The organism is Caulifigura coniformis, assembly GCF_007745175.1.
Taxonomy (GTDB): domain Bacteria; phylum Planctomycetota; class Planctomycetia; order Planctomycetales; family Planctomycetaceae; genus Caulifigura; species Caulifigura coniformis.
This window is the reverse complement of the sequence record NZ_CP036271.1, coordinates 6,471,072-6,488,573: the sequence shown is the minus strand read 5'-3', so window position 1 is coordinate 6,488,573 and position 17,502 is coordinate 6,471,072. Positions and strand designations below refer to the sequence as shown.

The window sequence follows — 17,502 nt, the reverse complement described above, 5'->3', positions numbered from 1 at the left end:
GGAAACGTTGCCGCGAAGCGTGTCGAGCGACTGCGATCGTTGTCGCGTCTGACAGAATGAAACGTCGCAAGCGGCGTTCGGATTCTCCGAAATTCCAATGTTTCAGAGTGATTCTGCAAGATCGTCTTGTGTTAAGAGTGCCCTGTGAAATGGCCCTACCAGTGCCCGTGGGTAGGTCCAGTGACCGCCGTGATCAGGCGGGCGTCGGGGTCGGTTGGAGCATTGGCGGACCCGTCGCAATGGAGAGGCCGAGGGGCACGAAATGCGCGACCCTCACCGGACGGGGTGATGAAACTTACTGACCATTGAACTGTGGTGGTTTGCGCCCGCGTCATGCCCCGACGATGCGTTGGAAGAATCACCCAGTCGCGGCCGGCTGATTCGCGAGCGATGCAGCGACATATCGAGGCGTTGGTCTACTTCGGGGGAGGGGGCGGGGGCCGCGAGCGTGACGGGAGAATTCCGCTGTGCGTGTCACGACGACTGAGGGGGTGCTCAGTTATCCACAGTCTGTGGATTATTCGCGACGTTCTCGCGAGAGGCTTCTACGGCGTTGGGGGAATTCATTCGCTTGGACGTCGATCGTTCGAGTACCGCGTTGAGCGACTGCAGTGTCCGGCTCTCGTGCGTGTCCCGAGCAGTCGCACCGGACTTTCCGATCCATGCGCAACTATCGCTGCGACTCGACACAGAGTCCCATGGAAATGGATCCGACGATTAGAGCGAGACTCCGGCCCAGCAATCGGCAGATACGGGCGATCAAAGGTGCATCGCGACGATCATCGGGCCGAATGAGTGGAAGGGTGAGATCCTGTTCGATTGGGATCGATGGGCTACCGTTCGACATCGACTCTCTGGTGGAAAGTATGCGCTCAATGTCTGGCTCCAATCGGCTGCGGTTCGGTACAGGAAAGCTCCTGGGACTGATGGGACGCGGATGGGAGTTCCCGCGCATTCGGCAAGTGCGCCACGGATCGCTCACGACCGTCTCGTCGCTAGAAGCCCGAGTGCTGCTGTCGAGCACGCCTGCTGGAGGCGAATTCCAGGTCAGTCCGTCGACGCAGCCGAGTGCCACCACGGGCCTCACAGGGCAAACAATTGCCTTCGCGGACGACGGCTCGTTCGCGTCCATCTGGACGGCCTGGCATGAGGAGTACGGTTCCGATGTCACGTATCTGCAGCGGTTCGACGCCGAGGGCGCACCGCTGGGGCAGGCGACGATCGTCAACGGATATCCGTTTGGAGCGAACAACGTTGGCACGATTGCGATGAAGGGCGATGGCTCCTTCGTGGTAGCCTGGTGGAATCCCTCGGAAGACTTCATCGCTGCGCGGCGATTTGATGCCACTGGTGCCCCGCTGGGTGGGGACATCGTCGTCAGTCAGATCCATACAGACGTCAGCAGCGCGACAGTCGCGATCAGCGACGACGGGAGCTTCGTGGTCTCCTGGGTCTACGGCTATCAGACCGGGCCGGTGATGGCTCGCATCTATGATCCGCAAGGCCAGGCTCTTGGCAACGAATTCGAGATCGGCACGAGCTCGACCGGGGACTCCTCAGTGGCGATGAGCGCAGCCGGTGACTTCGTTGTGACCTGGACGGCTCCGGATGGCGGCGGCGACGGAATCTTCGGACAGCGATACAACGCTGCCGGCTCTGCGGTTGGTTCAGTGTTTCGAATCAATGGCGAGACGGCCAACGATCAGCGGGACTCGTCCGTGGTGATGAATCCGGACGGATCGTTCATCGTGGTCTGGACAAGCACCGCACAGGACGGAGATGGAGACGGCATTTACGCTCGGCGGTATGAAGCGGACGGCGATCCCGCTGGCCCGGAGTTTCGAGTGAATACCACGACGGCCCAGTCGCAGAATCAACCTGCCGTCGCGACGGCAGGCGAAGCCGGCTTCGTCGTCTCGTGGACAGGCATCGGCGCGGATGGCTTCGATCGAGAGATCTTCGCGCAGTGGTACGACTCAACAGGAGCACCGCTCGACGAAGAAGTCAGGGTCAACTCGACGACCGAGGGCATCCAGTGGTTTTCCGCTGTGGCCATGGCGTCCGACGGTGCGACCGTTGTCAACTGGTCGGGCGTTGCCAACGGCCAGCCCGCCGTCCTTGGACAGCGGTATCGTCGGAATAACGAGGCACCTACCGATATCACACTGACAGGGGATTCTGTCCTGGAAGGCTTGCCCGCCGGTACGGTCGTGGGAACCTTGAGCGGGACCGATGCTGATGCATCGGAGACGTTCACCTACAGTCTGGTGCCGGGGGCCGGCAGCACTGGAAACGCGAACTTCGAGATCGTTGGCAACGAACTTCGAACCGCGGCCGTCTTCGACTTCGAAACGCAGGCGAGCTATTCCGTCCGCGTTCGCGTGACCGACAGTTTCGGAGAGTCCTTCGACAAGATCTTCACGATCCAGGTGAGTGACGGAGTCGCTCCTGAGACGACGCTGAGCAACCAGACCGTGGCGGAGAACCGGCCTCGAGGCACGGTCGTTGGCTCGTTCGCCGTGAATGATGTCATCGATGCGAAGATCCGCTACACGCTGGTGAACGGCGAAGGTGGCTCGGGCAATCGGTACTTTTCGATCGTCGGCAACGAACTGCGAACCAAGTCCCGATTCAATTTTGAGGGAGTGAGCAGCTACTCGATTCGCGTGCGGGTGCGGGGATCGGACGGCTACGAGCAGATCAAGGTGTTCACGATCCACGTCACTGACGTGAATGAGTCTCCCACCTCCCTCAAGCTCTCATCGACTCGAGCAGAAGTCGGGCAGCCGGCCCATGCCGTTGTCGGCCAGCTGAGCGCAACGGACGTCGATGCCGGTGAAGTCCTGACCTACTCGTTGGTCAGTGGGCGAGGAGATCGTGACAACGCATCCTTCCGGATCGTCGGGGACACTTTGCAGACCGCCACGACGTTGCCCCCAGGCGGCAGGTCGAGCCTCACGATCAGGGTCCGAGTGACAGACTCCGCCGGCAACTGGTTCGAACGAACGTTCACGATCAAGGCCGATCGAAGTCGACAGCTGGCGTAGAGTCGACGACTGGAATCACTCTGGCCAACCGCCCGCAAGCCGCTCAATGCGGCGACCATGTTTTACGCCTGTCCGGACAGCGATGACGAAGAATTCAGCAGCCCCCGGACGGTCGGAGTACTGCTCGCTCAAGTGGGAGCCGGCGGCGCAGGCGCCAGCGCCCCGACGGACACGGCATTAGTCGGACCGACCGTCCATTTCCGCGTCCGGGGTAAGCTGCCCGAGCCCGATTGATCTTGCATCGGGGAGCGAGGTACATCTCGAGCCGACAGATTCGAGTCGATGACCGCGGCCACTCCTGCTGGGCCGAAAAGTCGCTGGATCGTCGGAACATATTCCTGAAGCAACTCCGCCATCTTCTCTTCTGGAACCGAGGAAGTCCGTCTCGGTTAGCGGAGGCAGCTGGCGCGGCGTCTGATCGAAGGCCAGCACCACGGCGACGGCTCGCCGTTTCTCCTGAGCCCCGAGGAACGCGACAGACGCGACGGCAGAGAACACGGCCAGAGCACGGCAATGCGGCGGCGGTGCATGGGCGGGGCTCCTAGGCGGCCCGCCCGAAATTCACCGGATTCCGGCAGAAAGCCGCTTTTCTTTGCGAACATTGCCTAGAATCCACCGAAAAAGAAAGTGGCAATTGATGCCGGTCCCGACGGAGGGGACACTTGCGAACGACACTGCCATTGTTGATTATGCCTCGCCGAAGCTATTTCTATCGGGTTCACGGGTGTCGGACGAATGCTTTGGTCCGATTCGGGGGAAAGTGGATAACCAGTGTTAGCCAGCCTTGTCACTTCCGAGTCAGACGTCATGACTGAAATTAGACATGGTGTCGGCAAGTCCGTTTTCGACAGTGCCGCCGAGCGTTACCACCGTGCCCTCCGATCACTGCGTGAATCTGGAGACTCCGACTCCGTCATCTGCCGATTTCCTTGGCAAACGAAGGTGGCGTTTCAAGAACTTCTTCAGCTTGCGATCGACACTCAAAAGCGATCGCGAGGCGTAGTCGTCCGCGTTTTGACTGGATCCTTCTGTTCAGAGGTTTACGGTCCGCCAGTCGCTGAGAAGTTCGAGCAATTTCTCGCAGCCGGTGGAGACGTTCGGATAATCGTTTGGAACGACAGCTACGCCAAGAGCGAGTGGCTCATCCGTTCACTCGAGAGGCAAGGAAAGCTCGAGTGCCGCATTTCTGGTACGACTGAGAATGGAGAGAAGCTCAGTCACCTTTTCGTTGTCGGAAAGGATGCCTACCGATTGGAGTCTCCTCACCCCGCGTACCGCGAGCTGAAGGTCACTGATAGCGAACCGGAGATACTCTCCCGTATCTGCTTCAGTGACTCGAAAGGTGCCGCCATTCTGGCCAAGTATTTCGACGATCTGTGGCGTTTGTGCGAAGTCCGTTCTCGGCTCGAAGAGGCAACGACATAACCAGTCGAAGCACTTCGGGCCATGAACGACACCACAACAAAGACCTCTCCTCAATCGGTTATCGAGCGGATTGTCACCAGCAGTGTGACATACGTCGTAACGATCATTGCAGGCTTGGCTGCGAGTGCAGTCCAGTACGAATTTGAGCGCTACGGGCAGCCAGTCGCGGGCCAAGTTTTTGAACATCGCTCAGAGAAATTCTTTGCGAAAGAATTCAATCTTTTCAACGCGGGGCTGGTCTCGTTGGATGAGGGAATTCAGTTAGAAGCGGTCGTGCCTGAGCCCGAGCTGGCCGCCGATCAGCACTCAGTGAAGGGCGTATTCCCGTCCGGGCTTCGCATCGAACCCGTAAACACAGAACTCATCTCTCAGCGACGCGGAAGCGAAACCATCATCTCGGTCACTCCGATGAGCGGCACCAAGCTCACCCGCTTGGAACCTGGGAGTAGAATTGGCCTGAAGTTAACGGCGAATGATGAGGCCTCTCTCTCTCGCGTCAAGATTCAGTTGCATCCTGCAGGAAACGATCCTGTAGACGTTTCCTCCGATAGGCCGCCTCTCTTTAGAGAACGTTTTGGGCGCTCGGTGTACATGCTTGGCGGTGGCCTCGTCGGGTCAGGTTTGCTGGGGCTCATTCTCAATCACCTTCGGCTCGTACAGTCTCGTCGCCAGATTGAGATCGCGGCTGCTGTGCGTGAAGCGACACAGCTGGTAACAACGGCCTGCCAGGATTCCCTGTGCGCTGCGCTCCGGAGTGTTTGCTCGGAGATGACCGCAACGCGGGAGGCAGACGAGCTAGAGAGACTGGCAAAGCTCCCGAAGCCAGAAGATGTGCCCGCGAGTCAATCAGGCGTGGCAAAGGATGCCATCAAGAACAAGAAGCCTAAGCCGGAGCCGAAGACAAAGGCGAGATCAGACGTTCCGCTTTCTTCGTGAGATTGATCCTTCGATTGCCGAGTTCATCGCAGAAGCCCCTCGCTTCGTGCCGCCCGCGCCCGGTGGCGGACGGTCACCTCATAACATTTTAGGCATCGAGCGATGCCAAAGGCTGAAGGACCTCGGACCGGCTGATGAATCGGCTGGACGCTCCCCGGGCTGAGGGAACGGCCGCGCCGGTCCACGCAACCAGCGATCAGCGTCGGCACCGGCACTTCCGCGTCGGCAGAGCTTCAATATCGTTCGCGATGTTGAGCAGTGTTGCCGCGTACTCCAGCCGGTTTCCAACGACGGCGTCTTCCCGCAAGTTGTAGTTCTTCAGGGTCTGGGGAGTGCTTTTGCAGAAAGTCGTCGAGGCGGAACGCCTTGATTCTGTTCGCTTTCAACTCACTGAAAAGCAGTTTCCCAAGTCCGGAGAGCGATGAGCGGCTGGTGGCAGCTTTCCGCCGACGCCCGTCCGAAATGACTGTTGAAGTCAGAAACCCGAGGCTTCCGCCAATCAACACCATTGCGAGAGAAAGCACAGAAGTCATCAGCACGGCGTAGCCCTCCGTTTGACCCAAGACGTTGATGATTGGGGCCATCGAGAGCTGCGTCAATCGTAGTGTGATTCCCGGTCACTCGCGGAAGGGCGGGGAGCAGCTGGCGTTTACTGGGCAACCTTCAAAAGTGTGTCACGTGCGGTTTAACGTCTAGGGCCAGCCGGAATTTGGGCCGAGTACCGAACTCCGCCGTGGAACGAATTATCCACAAATCGTGGTTTAATCCGACACCTGCGAATGATCCAAAGGGCAGGTTTCTTCATGCACTCCCGTCAAATGGAATGATCCGGCCAGGAGAGCTCGCCGTTCTCGTACCCTCAGGAATTGGCCCAGAGCCACTTCCTAGATATCCTGCCGGACACGAGCGCAAAGGGCATGCTGGAAAGAATCTGCACCACAGTCGCGTTCGTCCTGATCTGCGCCGTTTCGACCGCGCAGGGACGGGTGAACGTGCGAAGTTACATCCGCAAGGACGGCACGTTCGTCGGGTCGCACACGCGGTCCGCGCCAGGCAATGGCAGTGCCTTCTCTGGCGGAGGCTTCTCTGCTGGAGGATTCAACTCTGGGCCGGCCCTGGGACCATGGAACAACTACGGCGTTCCGGTCTACGTCCCAAAGCCGATCGATACGGAGGCTCGTCGCGCCGAGCGCATGCAGGGGCTCGTGCACGTGCAGGGTTACCGCCGGAGTGATGGGACCTGGGTTGATGCTCATTTCCGGACGTACCCTGACGGGATCGAGTCCAACTATCTGTCGGCGTCGAAAAGGTTTGGGAGTTCAGGAGGTGGTTTTCGAGAGTCGAGTGACTCCGTACTTCCGACCTTCCGTCGCAGTCGACTCCACGAGCAGCAACTGACGACGCGTCTGGCGTCTCAGGGCGTTGATGTCACCCGCGTTGGCTTTGGGTACACCCGGTATGGCAAGATCGATCGCTATTACCTCGACGATGAGTTTCATGCATTCGAGACCAACGCCCCAGCCGTGACGTGGCCCAAGGCCGACTACACCGAAGAGGAGAAGGCGCAGGGGCTCCTGCGGATCGCCAAGGAGATTCTCGAACAGCCTGGCAAAGAGATTCCCGCCATGGAGTGGCGGCAGAAGGTGATGGACACGTACCCAGACACCGTCACGGCACGCGAAGCGGCTGAGCTTCAGCAGGCGACGTTGGCGAGCCATCCGTGGCTGGAGCAGTCCCGAAAGAACTGGCAGCCGGCGGCGAAGGCTGGCTGAAGGGCTACGCGGCGCACTCCACCACGCACGTGGGAATCAGAAATCGACCTTGCGGATTTCAATCGCTGGAGTACATCCATATCTGCGCGATCATCTTTGACCGCCTCATTTCGACTTGCGATATCCTGATTTCGTTGGAGCGCCCATGGAAGCCATCGATCTGCAAGACCTCTGTAGTGCCGCAACCGCCAGCTTGGATGCGCCTGCACGCTCGGAACTCGAAGTCGCCTGGACGACCTGGATCGAGACCAAGGCAAAAGCGAAAAGAGACCGTTCCTACATCGCGACACTTCGCAGCACGATGAAGGAGTTTCTCCGCGTCAGCAAAGCCAGGACGTTCTCTGATCTCCACCCGAGACAGCTCCGGGCGTATCTGAAAGCTCGTGAGGCGAAGGGCACTTATTCTCGGTCCTACCTGCGTGGACAGATCAAGTCGATCCAGGCGTTCGTGCGATCAGTCGCGGAGGACCTCGACGTCGAAGATCCGTTCGCGAGATTCGATCTCCGTCGCCTTCCGGAAGTCGGCCGGCGGGGAAAATCAGTCGAGCGCCGAATGCTTCTCCTTGACGAGTGGGAGTACCTACGCCGACACATGTTCGAGCAGAACGCAACTCGTCGGCGCCTGACTGCGGAAATGAGGATCCTGCTCTACACCGTCGCCCTGCAGACTGGCTACCGGGCGGTGGAATGCTCCAGACTGCGAGTCATGGACCTGCACGTCGAAGGTGGCAAGACGTCACTTGAGCTTTCAGGGAAAGGTGCTCAGCGGACAAAGAACGGGAAACCCGCCCGCCAGTACATAAAGCCAGATCTTGCGGACTGCATCGACGGGATGATCCGGCGGCGATGGGATGATGTGATGCCGTGGCTGCGGCGAAGGGACTCGAAGATCTTCCCAGCTGGACTCCGCACCTGGCAGAACATTGCGGCCGTTCTCCGCCAGGATCTTTCTGCAGCCCGCGTGGCTTATCGCGAACAAAGAGCCAAAGAGGGGCAACCATTTGACCCTGACTTTCTGACAGCTGTCGACAGCGAGGGTCGCGTCGTCGACTTTCACGCCCTGCGGTACACGTGCGGCGCGTGGCTGGTTCATCTCAACACGGACATCAAGACCGTCCAGAAGATCATGCGGCACGGCACGATCACACTGACTCTCGACACTTACGGGCACATGTATCCGGGGAACGATTGGGCGGCGGTACTCAAGATGCCGGATACGTTGTAGTTCGGCCAAGCAGCGATAGCTGGTCTATGTCCATTGGGAATGCGCTGACGAGAAGAGCACGAGAGCATTCGAACGCACTACACTTGTCAGGCGCATTAAAAACCCTGCCGCTTGGACAGGGTTTGGATGCTCGACCGCAGCGGGCTAAAACCGCAGGAACATCTGCTCTCAGATTAGACCGATCATTCCCGCAGTCAAGGTCATTTGTTGATGAACAACCGATGAGCACCTGACTCATTGCGAAATCAAATCGCCGCTTTGATCGATTCCAGCACTGCCAGCGTCTGCTTGGCCTGCTCGAGTCCGCCGGCCGCCTGCACGAATGCGATCGCCGCTTCCATGCCGCCGAAGCCTCTCGAGTTGCTCGAGACACGGGCGCCGGACATACGTCCAACCTTCCGTCGAACGACCTTCTGTCCCGCCGCCCCGGACGACTTGGACAGGTTGTATTTCACGATCGAGACATATGTCGGCGTGACTTTGTGCCCGTCTGCCGTAATGAGTTCGGCGATTTCTTTCCCGTCGAACCCCGGTCCGGGAGACCGTCACTTCTACGGAGCGGCCTTTGAAGAGGATTACCACACACCGGACACCTACTTTGTGCCGCTGATCGTGTCCGCCGGGGCGGACGAAGCCCTCGGAATGGAAGAGCCGAACGCGAGCGGTCCCGGCCGGCATGGACTTGTCCTGACCCTGGAAGAGGCTGCCGACAATCTCACGTCGGCGCAGTGATCTGAACGAGTGGCAGGTCGCGAAACCCCTGACACATGTCACAGCTCTTGTGCTTGCCAAGCGCCTCCTCAATGCTCGGTCGCAAGTTGCCGCGATCTGTGACTGTGAGGACGCATTCGCCCGGACCCCGTTGTTCGGAACTGCAGGCGTAGACCGCTATCTGCGATGCACCACCGCACGCACAGGGCGTTGATCGAACGGGCTTTTCGGAGCGATCCGCGCAGCACCCACGCTTCGGGGTGGCTGGAACTGGCACCAGGGAGCAGGATTCGCATCGCGACAGATTGACGCGAACCGAGCGAGCACTTCCGGCAACACTCGGATGCCGGCAGTAACACCTGCCCAGCTTCTCGACGATCCGGCCTCTGCTCACGCACTCACGCATGGTCAGTCGATCGCCTGAATGGTGATGGTGGCCGGGGCGGCCTCTTTGGGGATCGGGGTGCCGGGGCCGCTTTCGACGACCGAGTTGCCGATGTTTCCAACAGCCTGTCTGGTCAGCACGATTGGAGTTCGGCAGGTGGTGCCGGCTGGCATTGTGCCCGAGTATTCGTAGCCGGGGCTTCCCGAACTGAACAACGCCCGTACCGTGCTACCGACGATCCAGTCACACCAAAGGTCGAGCGCCGCGCTCACGGTCACCGGATCGTCACCATTCTTGGTCACACAGATCCTGCAGCGCGCGGTCAGCCGTAGAGTCTTGGCGTTGCCGCCACAACTGCCATAGGACACTTCCTTGATGACGACCCCATACCCTGGAGTTGGCGATTCCAAAGCCGTCGCCGGAAGGACGGGCGGAACAACATCAAGCGTGTACGTCCCATCCAACACCGACAGGTCCGGAAATTCATAGGAGGGGGAACAGAACAGCCCAACGAAGCATGCGTATTCTCCGTTGTAGCCCTCGAGCGTGAACGAGAATTTCTTGGGCAGAGGAGTGCCGGCACAGCAAGCAGCAAGTGGGCCAATCTCCGGAACAAGACACAGTTCGCAGGGGATGTAGTCGATGCAGCTGCAATCGCCCCATGTCGTCGGGTAGAGCTTCCCGCCACACTTCAGTCGCATCGCCTGCATCGTGTTCGCAAACACAGTCCCCAAGCCGACGACGGTGAGCGTCACGCCATCTTTGTCGCCGCCGTTCGTGACCGACAGTTCAAGATGGACCGTCTCAGAACAGCCGTCGCCGGGTGCGTATTCAAACTCGTCGCTCGACCAGACATCTGGCTGGCCTTCCTCCGGAGTGCCGTCCCATTCCAGGTACCTCTTCTCGCCATCGAACACGACGCTGAAGACGCCCGGAGCGTCGCAGCCACCTTCAATTGTGACATCGAGATCTTCGGCGTCGAGACAGGGATTGTTCGTGCAGCCGCAGGCACCCGTGCCATCGCCGCCACCATTCGACGAAGATGTCCCGGAAAACCGAACCAGGACCATCCCCGTGGGCCCCGTCCCCACGACCTTGAACCCCGTTCCGTCTTCCCCCAGTTCCCACGAGCCAGTCACCGGCCCCCATTCATCGCCGGCCGCAGGCGCTCCGCCCGTGTCGTACTTCGCCCAGCCCGAGTTCGCAGGAATTTTTCCAGTTCCAGTCTTCCCGATCGGGATCTTCGTCGGGCCATTCAGGATGAACCCGGCGTTCGGTGCATCCACGTCCGGCTTTTCAACCTTCTGCAGATACCGAGTCCCGATCATGTGCGTCCCGGTAATCATCATCACTGCATACGCAGGGATGATCTCGCCGGAATCGTTGTAGAACGATGTTTCGACAGACATTGATGAACACGGACCTCCTGTCTGGTGGGCGAGCGTCAGCGGCGTGTTCACCGCACCGAACATCGAAAGTGATATGTGGGAAACCAATGCCCGAACGTAGCGGATGAAACAGACCCTGCAAGATTGCCATGTACTGCCAAGCCATGCCATATGGCCGGCTGACGTCCGAACATGGTAGAATCGTCACCCAAAAAGTTGATCACCCCGTTCGCAAGCCGCGAGAAACATCAACTTCTATTGATTTTCCACTCCCCGTACCGAAGCAACATGCAACTGAAGTAGGCGAAGCGGCTGATCGCTCGCAACAAAATTGAATGTTTTTCCACGACGTCAGTGGGAGGAGGCGCGCACGAAGCAAAGAACTGGAACTCGGCCGGGCGACTGACCCGTTTGGGGTTGCACGCAAGAACATCCGATTGTCTCGCGTATTTCGACCGGCCCGCGTCATTGATCGTCTTGGCATCGCAGAGATCGCTTGTCTGTTCGCCACACCTTCAAGACTGCGTGCCGAGGTGCCGCGTCACTCGAGTTCGACATCGAGTTCTTCTTCCGGCTCCTCCCACTCCCAATCGGTAGCGCCGACACGACGTGGAGAGTCATTTTCGCTGGTAAGAATAAGGCAGAGAACTGTCTCGACTTCCTCATTAACATCGGAGAGCTCTGCTTCCAGTTCGCTGAGCCTCACTCTGGAAGGGGAGCGGACGAAAGGGCGAGTCGCACCGGGTAGCAGAATTGTCACGTGCACTTCAGCCCAGAGCGGAAACTCCCCCTCCTCAGGGAGGCTGCCATCAACGTCAATATGCACCTGTTCGAGACTGTTGCTTGGGACAGACGCGGCCGCATGAATGATCCATTCCCAGAGCTCGGGGTCATATTCGCACTGGGAACACTGGAGCCTCAACCCTGAATTCCGAATCGCGCGAATCAGTCGGCGATGGACATCGTCTGCCTGTTCGGCACCAGTTTGGCGCATCTCCTTTGCCATTCGACCTCCTTGTCTGCGACAACTGCTAGGGGCGGATCACGCATTCTGCCAAGCCCCAAGTTCACCGCACGGTGGCTTTAGGGACCTCAACTGACTCCTCAGAACTGGACCATGGAGTTCGAGCGGGCCGCATCGTAGATAGATTGCTGCAGGTCCTGCTGCCGTTGTTCAGGCGTGCGATACGTCCCTCGCAAACGCCGGATTTTCTCGCTGAGACGATTGAATTCACCCCAGCTTCGCGTCCAGGGATTGGGGATAGGTTGCCATGGCATGTTTCTGGTCGAGAGATACTCGAGCTCACCAGGTTCGACCATGCCGCGAAGTCGATGGAGTTCGTGAGTTGGAGTTCCGTCATTCACACTGTCGAGCAACGATAGCAGCTCCTGCTCGCGCTCAGGTGTCAGCGAGTTCACCTTCGCGGTCGGCTGCAGTTCAGCGAACGGTCTCGGTGGGGCGTTGAGACCCGTCCCCGATCGATTCGCAGTATCGCCTGGCCCTGCGTGTTCCCCGGCCTGTGACTGGCGAGTACGAGCGATGAAATCATTCTGCATCGGGGTCAGGGGCACCCCCAGGGACCGCGACTGTGCGATTCCGCGGGCCAGGGCGGCGTCACGGCGGTTGCTGGCGAGGCCTTGCGCGGTCTCTTGCCGCCGGGCCTGTGTTTCCCGCCACCGCTGCATGTACACGGGATCGAGAGTCCGTTCCTGAAGGTTCCGCTGTTCAATTATTCGCGGGCTGGTTCCTTCCCGCGACTCCTGCTGAATCTGAGCCATGAGGGCCGGATTCCAGGCGTGGTGCTGCGGGGCCCCCTGTTGGGGCTGAGCGGCGACTGCCTGCTGCATTGCTCCCAGCCGGCCGGATGATCCACCGAGCGAGCCGTAGGGGCCGATCGCTGACGGCGCCATGTTCTCCCGCTGCACTCGTCGGGCAATCTCAGCGCGGAACGTCGGCATCGCTCCCATCGAACGGGACGTGTAGCCGTTCGCATCGCCAGTGCCGTAAAGACTGGGGACTTGGGCCCGGGCTTCGTAGGGATCCATCTGGCCGAGGACGGTTGACGGGAAATAGGCCGAGCCTTGCCGAGCAATCGGACTGCCTGGAAAGGGGACGGTAGGAGCCGGCGCAGTCGGGTAATAGTCCGAACGGTTCGGCATTGCTGGGGGAGTGGCTCCTCCTCGCAGTGACGGAATGCTCGGAACTTCATTGCCCGGAAGCGATGGTGACTGAAGACCCGGGTACGACTCTGACGTGTAAGGATGCTGAACTGGCGATCCAATCCTTGGCGCAGCCATTGTTCCCGGAACGCGATCAAACGAAAGCTCCGATTGCGGCACATGGACGGTGCTGGCAGGTCCGAATCCGAATTCGTTGCCAGTCATTCCGAACGTGCTGTACGGTCCCGGAGCGGCGGCGCCATTGATCGGGGGGAGTGGCCGCGCGGCAGGGCTTCGTAACACAGGTGGCGAAATCGGCGCTGATGCTCCAGCCGGCATGCTGGGAGTCAATGATTTCGTCAGAAAGGGCGGCATCCCACCGGCCGGGGCCGAGGCGTAGAACTTCTTGTAGGACTGCCCGTTCTCGTCGACCCCCTGCTCGAACGGACCGCGATTCGGCATCTTCAGGAACGGAGTGCCGTCCGGCATGTAATCCGTGCCGAGGGGGTGGTCGTTGATGACGTTGGCCCAGATGTGCCCGACCTGCCTGGCGGCCAGGGGGCCGTGGCGATCGGTGATCCCCCGGGCCACGTTCGACGGCTGCACGGATCCGAAATCGATCGGCTGCGGCCGGGTCTGCGGGAGGGACCCGATGTACTGGCTGGCCTGGAACGGAGTCTTGATGCTGCCGGGCCCCGTCTGTTTGATGACGTTCTGCGACGGCTGGACCTTCTGAAGCCAAGGGGGCAGGCTCGAATTTCCACCGCTGCCGGCCGCTGCTTGCTTGATGGCGTTCTGCGGAGCAAGACCTCGCGGGGCTTGGGCTCGGGGAAGCCGCGGATCGAACTGAAGATAAGGACTCGCCATGACGCAATCTCCTCACAGTTGCGACTTGGGGCGAGGAGCGCGATCTGCCCTAATTCGGAGACGCGATTCTACCATGTTCACAAAATGTGGATACTCAATACTACCCCTCAGAGAATCAGCTCCTCTCGAATCAACAATGCGAGCACTGACAATTCCATCCGTTTCTCGTGCGCGGAAGCTTGAGCAAGCTCCAGAAGCAGATCGTTGGCATTCTTGATCGGATACTGACGACGCCCGGTCCGTCGGTTGAGGTGTATCACACCTGGCGTACTTTGCGCCGACGCACCTCAGTTCCAGCAAAGCGCGACATATCCACAATCTGTGGATAATTCAGAGTTGCCTTGCGGGCGGGTCGTCGTGAGCCGACGTCCAAGCGGACCAAATGCACCTAGAAAACGCGAGATTCGATGCCTCATCGTCAATGGGCGATTGACCTAAGTCCAGCATCAGAACAGAACGAGTGCCCGTTTGATCTTCACCGTGCACTTTGAGATGTCATGAAAAGCAAGTCGAGCGTCCACCCAATTCGGAAGCGAGGCTCAGGGAGCGTGGTAACGTCCCGAGGAAGGTTCATTGCCGTGATCGCATTGCCAAAGGTCAACGGCAGGAGACGGTCGAAGTGCTTCTACGAGTCTTCCTACGAAGCAGCCGAACGTCGACTGACGGAGAACCTGCCACAGTTGGGTAGGGAGTCACGAACGCGGCAGACCGTCGGCGCCATGCTGGACCTCTATCTCGGCTCAAGGAAACGAGAACTCGCCGCGTCCAGTTGGCATTCTGATCGGCGACGGCTAATTACTTGGGTTCGTCCAGCCATCGGACGAATGCTGGTCACTGAAGTTGGGCCACTCCAGATCGAGCGTCTGCTCTCAGTCGCGGCGCTTTCAGGAGTAAGGCCGCGGACATTACAAGCAATCTATCAAGTCACCCGCCATTCATTTGAATTCGCTGTTCGTGTCGGATTACGTAGTGACAATCCATGCAATGCTGTCCCCAGGCCACGGGTGCCTCTTGCCGATCACTCACCCCTGACGCGGTCAGAGGTTCATCAGCTCTTGGCGAATGTGGATAGTCGGCAGTTTCGCAACTTCTATGACCTCGCCATCCAGACCGGGGCCAGACAGGGAGAGCTGCGCGCGCTCTGGTGGCGTGATGTTCACTTGGAACAAGGGGACATGCTTATCCAAGCGTCCCTTTGCGACGCGGAAGGGAAGCCAATTCGTAAACCTCCCAAGACTCGCTGCGGGCGACGAAAGGTCGTTCTGACGAGATCCGCCATCGAGGCATTGATGGATCAGAAGCGATATCTGGAAGATCGCCGATTGCCCATTGATGGGTTCGTGTTCAAATCTCGGTCTGGCCGAGCGTTGTCGAAGTCCAGCATCCAGAAGCAGTTCAAATCAACCCTTCGGCGAGCTGGCCTTCCAAGCGTCAGGTTCCATGATCTGCGGCATACTCATGCGACCCTCATGCTGGAAGCCGGAGTGCACGTCAAAGTTGTGCAAGAACGACTCGGCCATTCATCCAGTCAGATCACGCTGGACTTCTACAGCCACGTCATGCCATCGATGCAGGAAGAAGGAGTTCGGCAGTTCGAGAATTACCTGAGCACTGCCAAACTGTGCCACGAGGGTTGACGCGGCATCGACAATCTGCAACCAATAAAGGCGCGTGGCCGGGGGCTACTACCTCCCCGACCACGCTGACCATCACCACCTTCTCGTGAAAGGCGGACAATGGCTGTTTCGCAGCCTATCTCCGTGCGTGCTGCACGTCCACTTGTGCCATCGCGACTGGTTTCGCGATCTACCGGGCGCAGGTTTTCACACGAAATGAATTGCGTGGCTCATGCTGCGCGCTTGGGAATCTCCGCCATTAGGCGGTGATGGTCGGCGGCCGCGTCCCGGCGGGGATGTACTCGCCGGGGCGGCCGTTTCCAAGTGGTAGGACATCGGAATGGGGTTCCATGTCTACTTTGTCCCGCGTTGCGTGGCCAGTTTCTGTTCGTCGTTCGGTTCACCGTCCCGTTGAACGTCCCACATCCATCGTGCGGACCACACGACCTAACGTTTTTTCACACGATTCCGTCCGAAAGCCGCGGGTGACGCTTCCAAGTGTCGATCCTGGGCGTCTTCGGAAACGGTGCAACAGAACGGAGGTTCGGTTCTCCGCGAACGTCGAGATTCCGCTCGTCGATGCCGTCTACCTGCAGAAGTCATTTGGGGAGTCATCGAAGAGTCTCGAGTGCTTCGTCTCGCTCGCGGTTCAGAACGGTCTGAACGGTCGGCGGAAACATCCTCCTCTGTCAGATCAGGAACTGTGGGTCACTGTGACGCTGCAAGTCTCGCTGCCGTTGGAGACGGTTCGAAGACTCAATGAACTGACGGTCGATCCCGAATTGCTCGCAGGGACATTGACCATCTTCATCCGCGAGGAGATCGAAGAACGCAAGATGTCCAAAGGTGCTTGGGCCAGAAAGATGCGGCGGCCCGAGTTGGAAGAGGCGTTTGCAATGTTCGGGAGGGACGCATGAGCTCTGCATCCCCCAACCTGATGACACGAAGAGTGCCCAAGCCCCTGGGGATTGACCGAGCTTTGGCCGCCGAGATGCGGACGTTCAGCGTTGATTGGAACGCCGTCAGGGCCGAAGCCTTCCGCTTCAAGGTCAAGGTACTGGAGCAAGGATCGAAAGGAGCGAGACCCGCCGAGCCCGTTCAGCCTGAACCCGCGACTGTTGCGGCGCCAGCCGGAGTGGTGCATCGCCGTCGGTGTTCAAATCACGCTTCGGTCCACGAAATCCGTGGCCGAATCGCAGCTCGAAGGGCCGTCGCAGGGGTGGAAGGAGGCCGCCAATGATCTCTGATGAAGAACTGTTGGTAGAGCCTGATGTCGACGCAGCATTCTCGGAACTGGTGAATCGCTGGTGGAGTCCGATCCTCGGATACTTCGTCCGTCGTGTCCATGACTACCACCTGGCGGAGGACCTGACCGTCGACGCGTTCATGCGACTCTTCAAGGGCCGGGCAGACTACGATCCAGGGCGGCCGTTCCGTAGCTGGCTGTATTTCCAGGCCAGGATGGTGCTGTTCTCGCACTACCAGACGCGACGTCGCACCAAGATACGCTGTTGCCAGTGCGACGTCGCGGTCGGCACCGCTACGGATCCACGAGATCCGTTCGATGTTCCGGCGCTGACAGGCGACTTGGCAGGAGCATTGCTTGGCCACGTTGGAAAGCTGAAGAGACGCCAGGGCGATGTAGTTCGACGGCTTCACTTCGACGGCGAAACCCAGGCGGAGGTTGCTGAGACGATGGGCGTCACACGACAGGCTGTCTCACTCTGGCTGCATGCCGGTTTGAAAAATCTCCGAAGCGATCCGGAGGTGGCGGCGTTGATTTGATGTCAGTGAAGAGGCCGGGAGTCGGCGTTGCTGGCTCCCGGCGTATATCTCGTCGACATCCGTGAATTCTCCCTCCAAGGCGGCAGGATCCACAAGATCGTCAGTTCCACCGCAAACTACTGCAGAACAGTTTGCCAGATAGACGATTGCAAGGACAGGATCGCCAACCGAAGACTACGTGTCGG

14 protein-coding genes are annotated in these 17,502 nt (G+C 59.3%); 9 read left to right on the top strand and 5 right to left on the bottom strand.

All coding sequences use genetic code 11. The features are described from left to right. Nucleotides 1-875: 875 nt before the first annotated feature. From Pan44_RS26085 to Pan44_RS26075, 3 genes are all read left to right on the top strand, one after another. On the top strand, nt 876-3,047 hold the full coding sequence (locus Pan44_RS26085; RefSeq protein ID WP_145034662.1) for a cadherin repeat domain-containing protein: 2,172 nt from the start codon (nt 876-878) through the stop codon (nt 3,045-3,047). A gap of 807 nt (nt 3,048-3,854) precedes the next feature. After that, on the top strand, nt 3,855-4,472 hold the full coding sequence (locus Pan44_RS26080; RefSeq protein ID WP_145034661.1) for a hypothetical protein: 618 nt from the start codon (nt 3,855-3,857) through the stop codon (nt 4,470-4,472). A 21-nt stretch (nt 4,473-4,493) separates the two neighbouring features. Then, nucleotides 4,494-5,408 carry a hypothetical protein gene (locus Pan44_RS26075; RefSeq protein ID WP_145034660.1) on the top strand — a complete coding sequence of 305 codons (915 nt, stop codon included), beginning with the start codon at nt 4,494-4,496 and terminating at the stop codon, nt 5,406-5,408. Between the two features lie 233 nt (nt 5,409-5,641). Here Pan44_RS26075 and Pan44_RS26070 read toward each other — a convergent pair whose 3' ends face one another. Further along, a complete protein-coding gene (locus tag Pan44_RS26070; RefSeq protein WP_145034659.1) occupies nt 5,642-5,992 on the bottom strand; it encodes a hypothetical protein in 351 nt (116 codons plus the stop codon). 333 nt (nt 5,993-6,325) lie between these two features. On the opposite strand from Pan44_RS26070, the gene Pan44_RS26065 reads away from it, so the two are divergent. Both Pan44_RS26065 and Pan44_RS26060 read left to right on the top strand, forming a co-directional pair. Further along, nucleotides 6,326-7,180 (top strand): hypothetical protein, encoded by an 855-nt coding sequence (locus tag Pan44_RS26065; protein ID WP_145034658.1) that lies wholly within the window; start codon nt 6,326-6,328, stop codon nt 7,178-7,180. 145 nt (nt 7,181-7,325) lie between these two features. Beyond that, nucleotides 7,326-8,405: a tyrosine-type recombinase/integrase gene (locus Pan44_RS26060; protein ID WP_145034657.1), complete on the top strand. Its 1,080-nt coding sequence runs from the start codon at nt 7,326-7,328 to the stop codon at nt 8,403-8,405. A gap of 245 nt (nt 8,406-8,650) precedes the next feature. On the opposite strand, the gene Pan44_RS27655 is transcribed toward Pan44_RS26060, so the two are convergent. Further along, nucleotides 8,651-8,791 carry a hypothetical protein gene (locus Pan44_RS27655; protein WP_197453671.1) on the bottom strand — a complete coding sequence of 47 codons (141 nt, stop codon included), beginning with the start codon at nt 8,789-8,791 and terminating at the stop codon, nt 8,651-8,653. A gap of 112 nt (nt 8,792-8,903) precedes the next feature. Here Pan44_RS27655 and Pan44_RS26055 point away from each other — a divergent pair, with 112 nt between their 5' ends. Continuing rightward, entirely contained in the window at nt 8,904-9,137 is a 234-nt protein-coding gene (locus tag Pan44_RS26055; RefSeq protein ID WP_145034656.1) for a hypothetical protein, read from the top strand. Nucleotides 9,138-9,524: 387 nt separating this feature from the next. Here Pan44_RS26055 and Pan44_RS26050 read toward each other — a convergent pair whose 3' ends face one another. The 3 genes from Pan44_RS26050 to Pan44_RS26040 all read right to left on the bottom strand — a co-directional run bounded on the left by Pan44_RS26050 (nt 9,525) and on the right by Pan44_RS26040 (nt 13,916). After that, the gene (locus Pan44_RS26050) at nt 9,525-10,910 is read right to left on the bottom strand and encodes a hypothetical protein (RefSeq protein WP_145034655.1); all 1,386 of its coding nucleotides are present in this window, start codon (nt 10,908-10,910) and stop codon (nt 9,525-9,527) included. Between the two features lie 520 nt (nt 10,911-11,430). Further along, entirely contained in the window at nt 11,431-11,895 is a 465-nt protein-coding gene (locus Pan44_RS26045; RefSeq protein ID WP_145034654.1) for a hypothetical protein, read from the bottom strand. A gap of 98 nt (nt 11,896-11,993) precedes the next feature. Then, nucleotides 11,994-13,916, bottom strand: coding sequence for a hypothetical protein (locus Pan44_RS26040; RefSeq protein WP_145034653.1), 1,923 nt, complete (start codon nt 13,914-13,916; stop codon nt 11,994-11,996). 824 nt (nt 13,917-14,740) lie between these two features. Here Pan44_RS26040 and Pan44_RS26035 point away from each other — a divergent pair. The 3 genes from Pan44_RS26035 to Pan44_RS26025 all read left to right on the top strand — a co-directional run bounded on the left by Pan44_RS26035 (nt 14,741) and on the right by Pan44_RS26025 (nt 17,317). Continuing rightward, nucleotides 14,741-15,553 carry a tyrosine-type recombinase/integrase gene (locus Pan44_RS26035; protein ID WP_197453670.1) on the top strand — a complete coding sequence of 271 codons (813 nt, stop codon included), beginning with the start codon at nt 14,741-14,743 and terminating at the stop codon, nt 15,551-15,553. A 464-nt stretch (nt 15,554-16,017) separates the two neighbouring features. Further along, a complete protein-coding gene (locus Pan44_RS26030) occupies nt 16,018-16,449 on the top strand; it encodes a hypothetical protein (protein WP_145034651.1) in 432 nt (143 codons plus the stop codon). Between the two features lie 319 nt (nt 16,450-16,768). Continuing rightward, nucleotides 16,769-17,317, top strand: coding sequence for an RNA polymerase sigma factor (locus Pan44_RS26025; protein WP_145034650.1), 549 nt, complete (start codon nt 16,769-16,771; stop codon nt 17,315-17,317). The last annotated feature ends 185 nt before the right edge of the window (nt 17,318-17,502 follow it).

Excerpts from the sequence above, each read along its gene's own strand:
- Pan44_RS26080 (WP_145034661.1), top strand. The coding sequence starts at position 3,855 with ATGACTGAAATTAGACATGGTGTCGGCAAGTCCGTTTTCGACAGTGCC.
- Pan44_RS26065 (WP_145034658.1), top strand. The coding sequence starts at position 6,326 with ATGCTGGAAAGAATCTGCACCACAGTCGCGTTCGTCCTGATCTGCGCC.
- Pan44_RS26050 (WP_145034655.1), bottom strand. The coding sequence starts at position 10,910 with ATGTCTGTCGAAACATCGTTCTACAACGATTCCGGCGAGATCATCCCT.
- Pan44_RS26085 (WP_145034662.1), top strand. The coding sequence starts at position 876 with ATGTCTGGCTCCAATCGGCTGCGGTTCGGTACAGGAAAGCTCCTGGGA.
- Pan44_RS26025 (WP_145034650.1), top strand. The coding sequence starts at position 16,769 with ATGATCTCTGATGAAGAACTGTTGGTAGAGCCTGATGTCGACGCAGCA.
- Pan44_RS26070 (WP_145034659.1), bottom strand. The coding sequence starts at position 5,992 with ATGGCCCCAATCATCAACGTCTTGGGTCAAACGGAGGGCTACGCCGTG.
- Pan44_RS26060 (WP_145034657.1), top strand. The coding sequence starts at position 7,326 with ATGGAAGCCATCGATCTGCAAGACCTCTGTAGTGCCGCAACCGCCAGC.
- Pan44_RS26035 (WP_197453670.1), top strand. The coding sequence starts at position 14,741 with ATGCTGGTCACTGAAGTTGGGCCACTCCAGATCGAGCGTCTGCTCTCA.
- Pan44_RS26045 (WP_145034654.1), bottom strand. The coding sequence starts at position 11,895 with ATGGCAAAGGAGATGCGCCAAACTGGTGCCGAACAGGCAGACGATGTC.
- Pan44_RS27655 (WP_197453671.1), bottom strand. The coding sequence starts at position 8,791 with ATGTCCGGCGCCCGTGTCTCGAGCAACTCGAGAGGCTTCGGCGGCATG.
- Pan44_RS26055 (WP_145034656.1), top strand. The coding sequence starts at position 8,904 with ATGAGTTCGGCGATTTCTTTCCCGTCGAACCCCGGTCCGGGAGACCGT.
- Pan44_RS26075 (WP_145034660.1), top strand. The coding sequence starts at position 4,494 with ATGAACGACACCACAACAAAGACCTCTCCTCAATCGGTTATCGAGCGG.
- Pan44_RS26040 (WP_145034653.1), bottom strand. The coding sequence starts at position 13,916 with ATGGCGAGTCCTTATCTTCAGTTCGATCCGCGGCTTCCCCGAGCCCAA.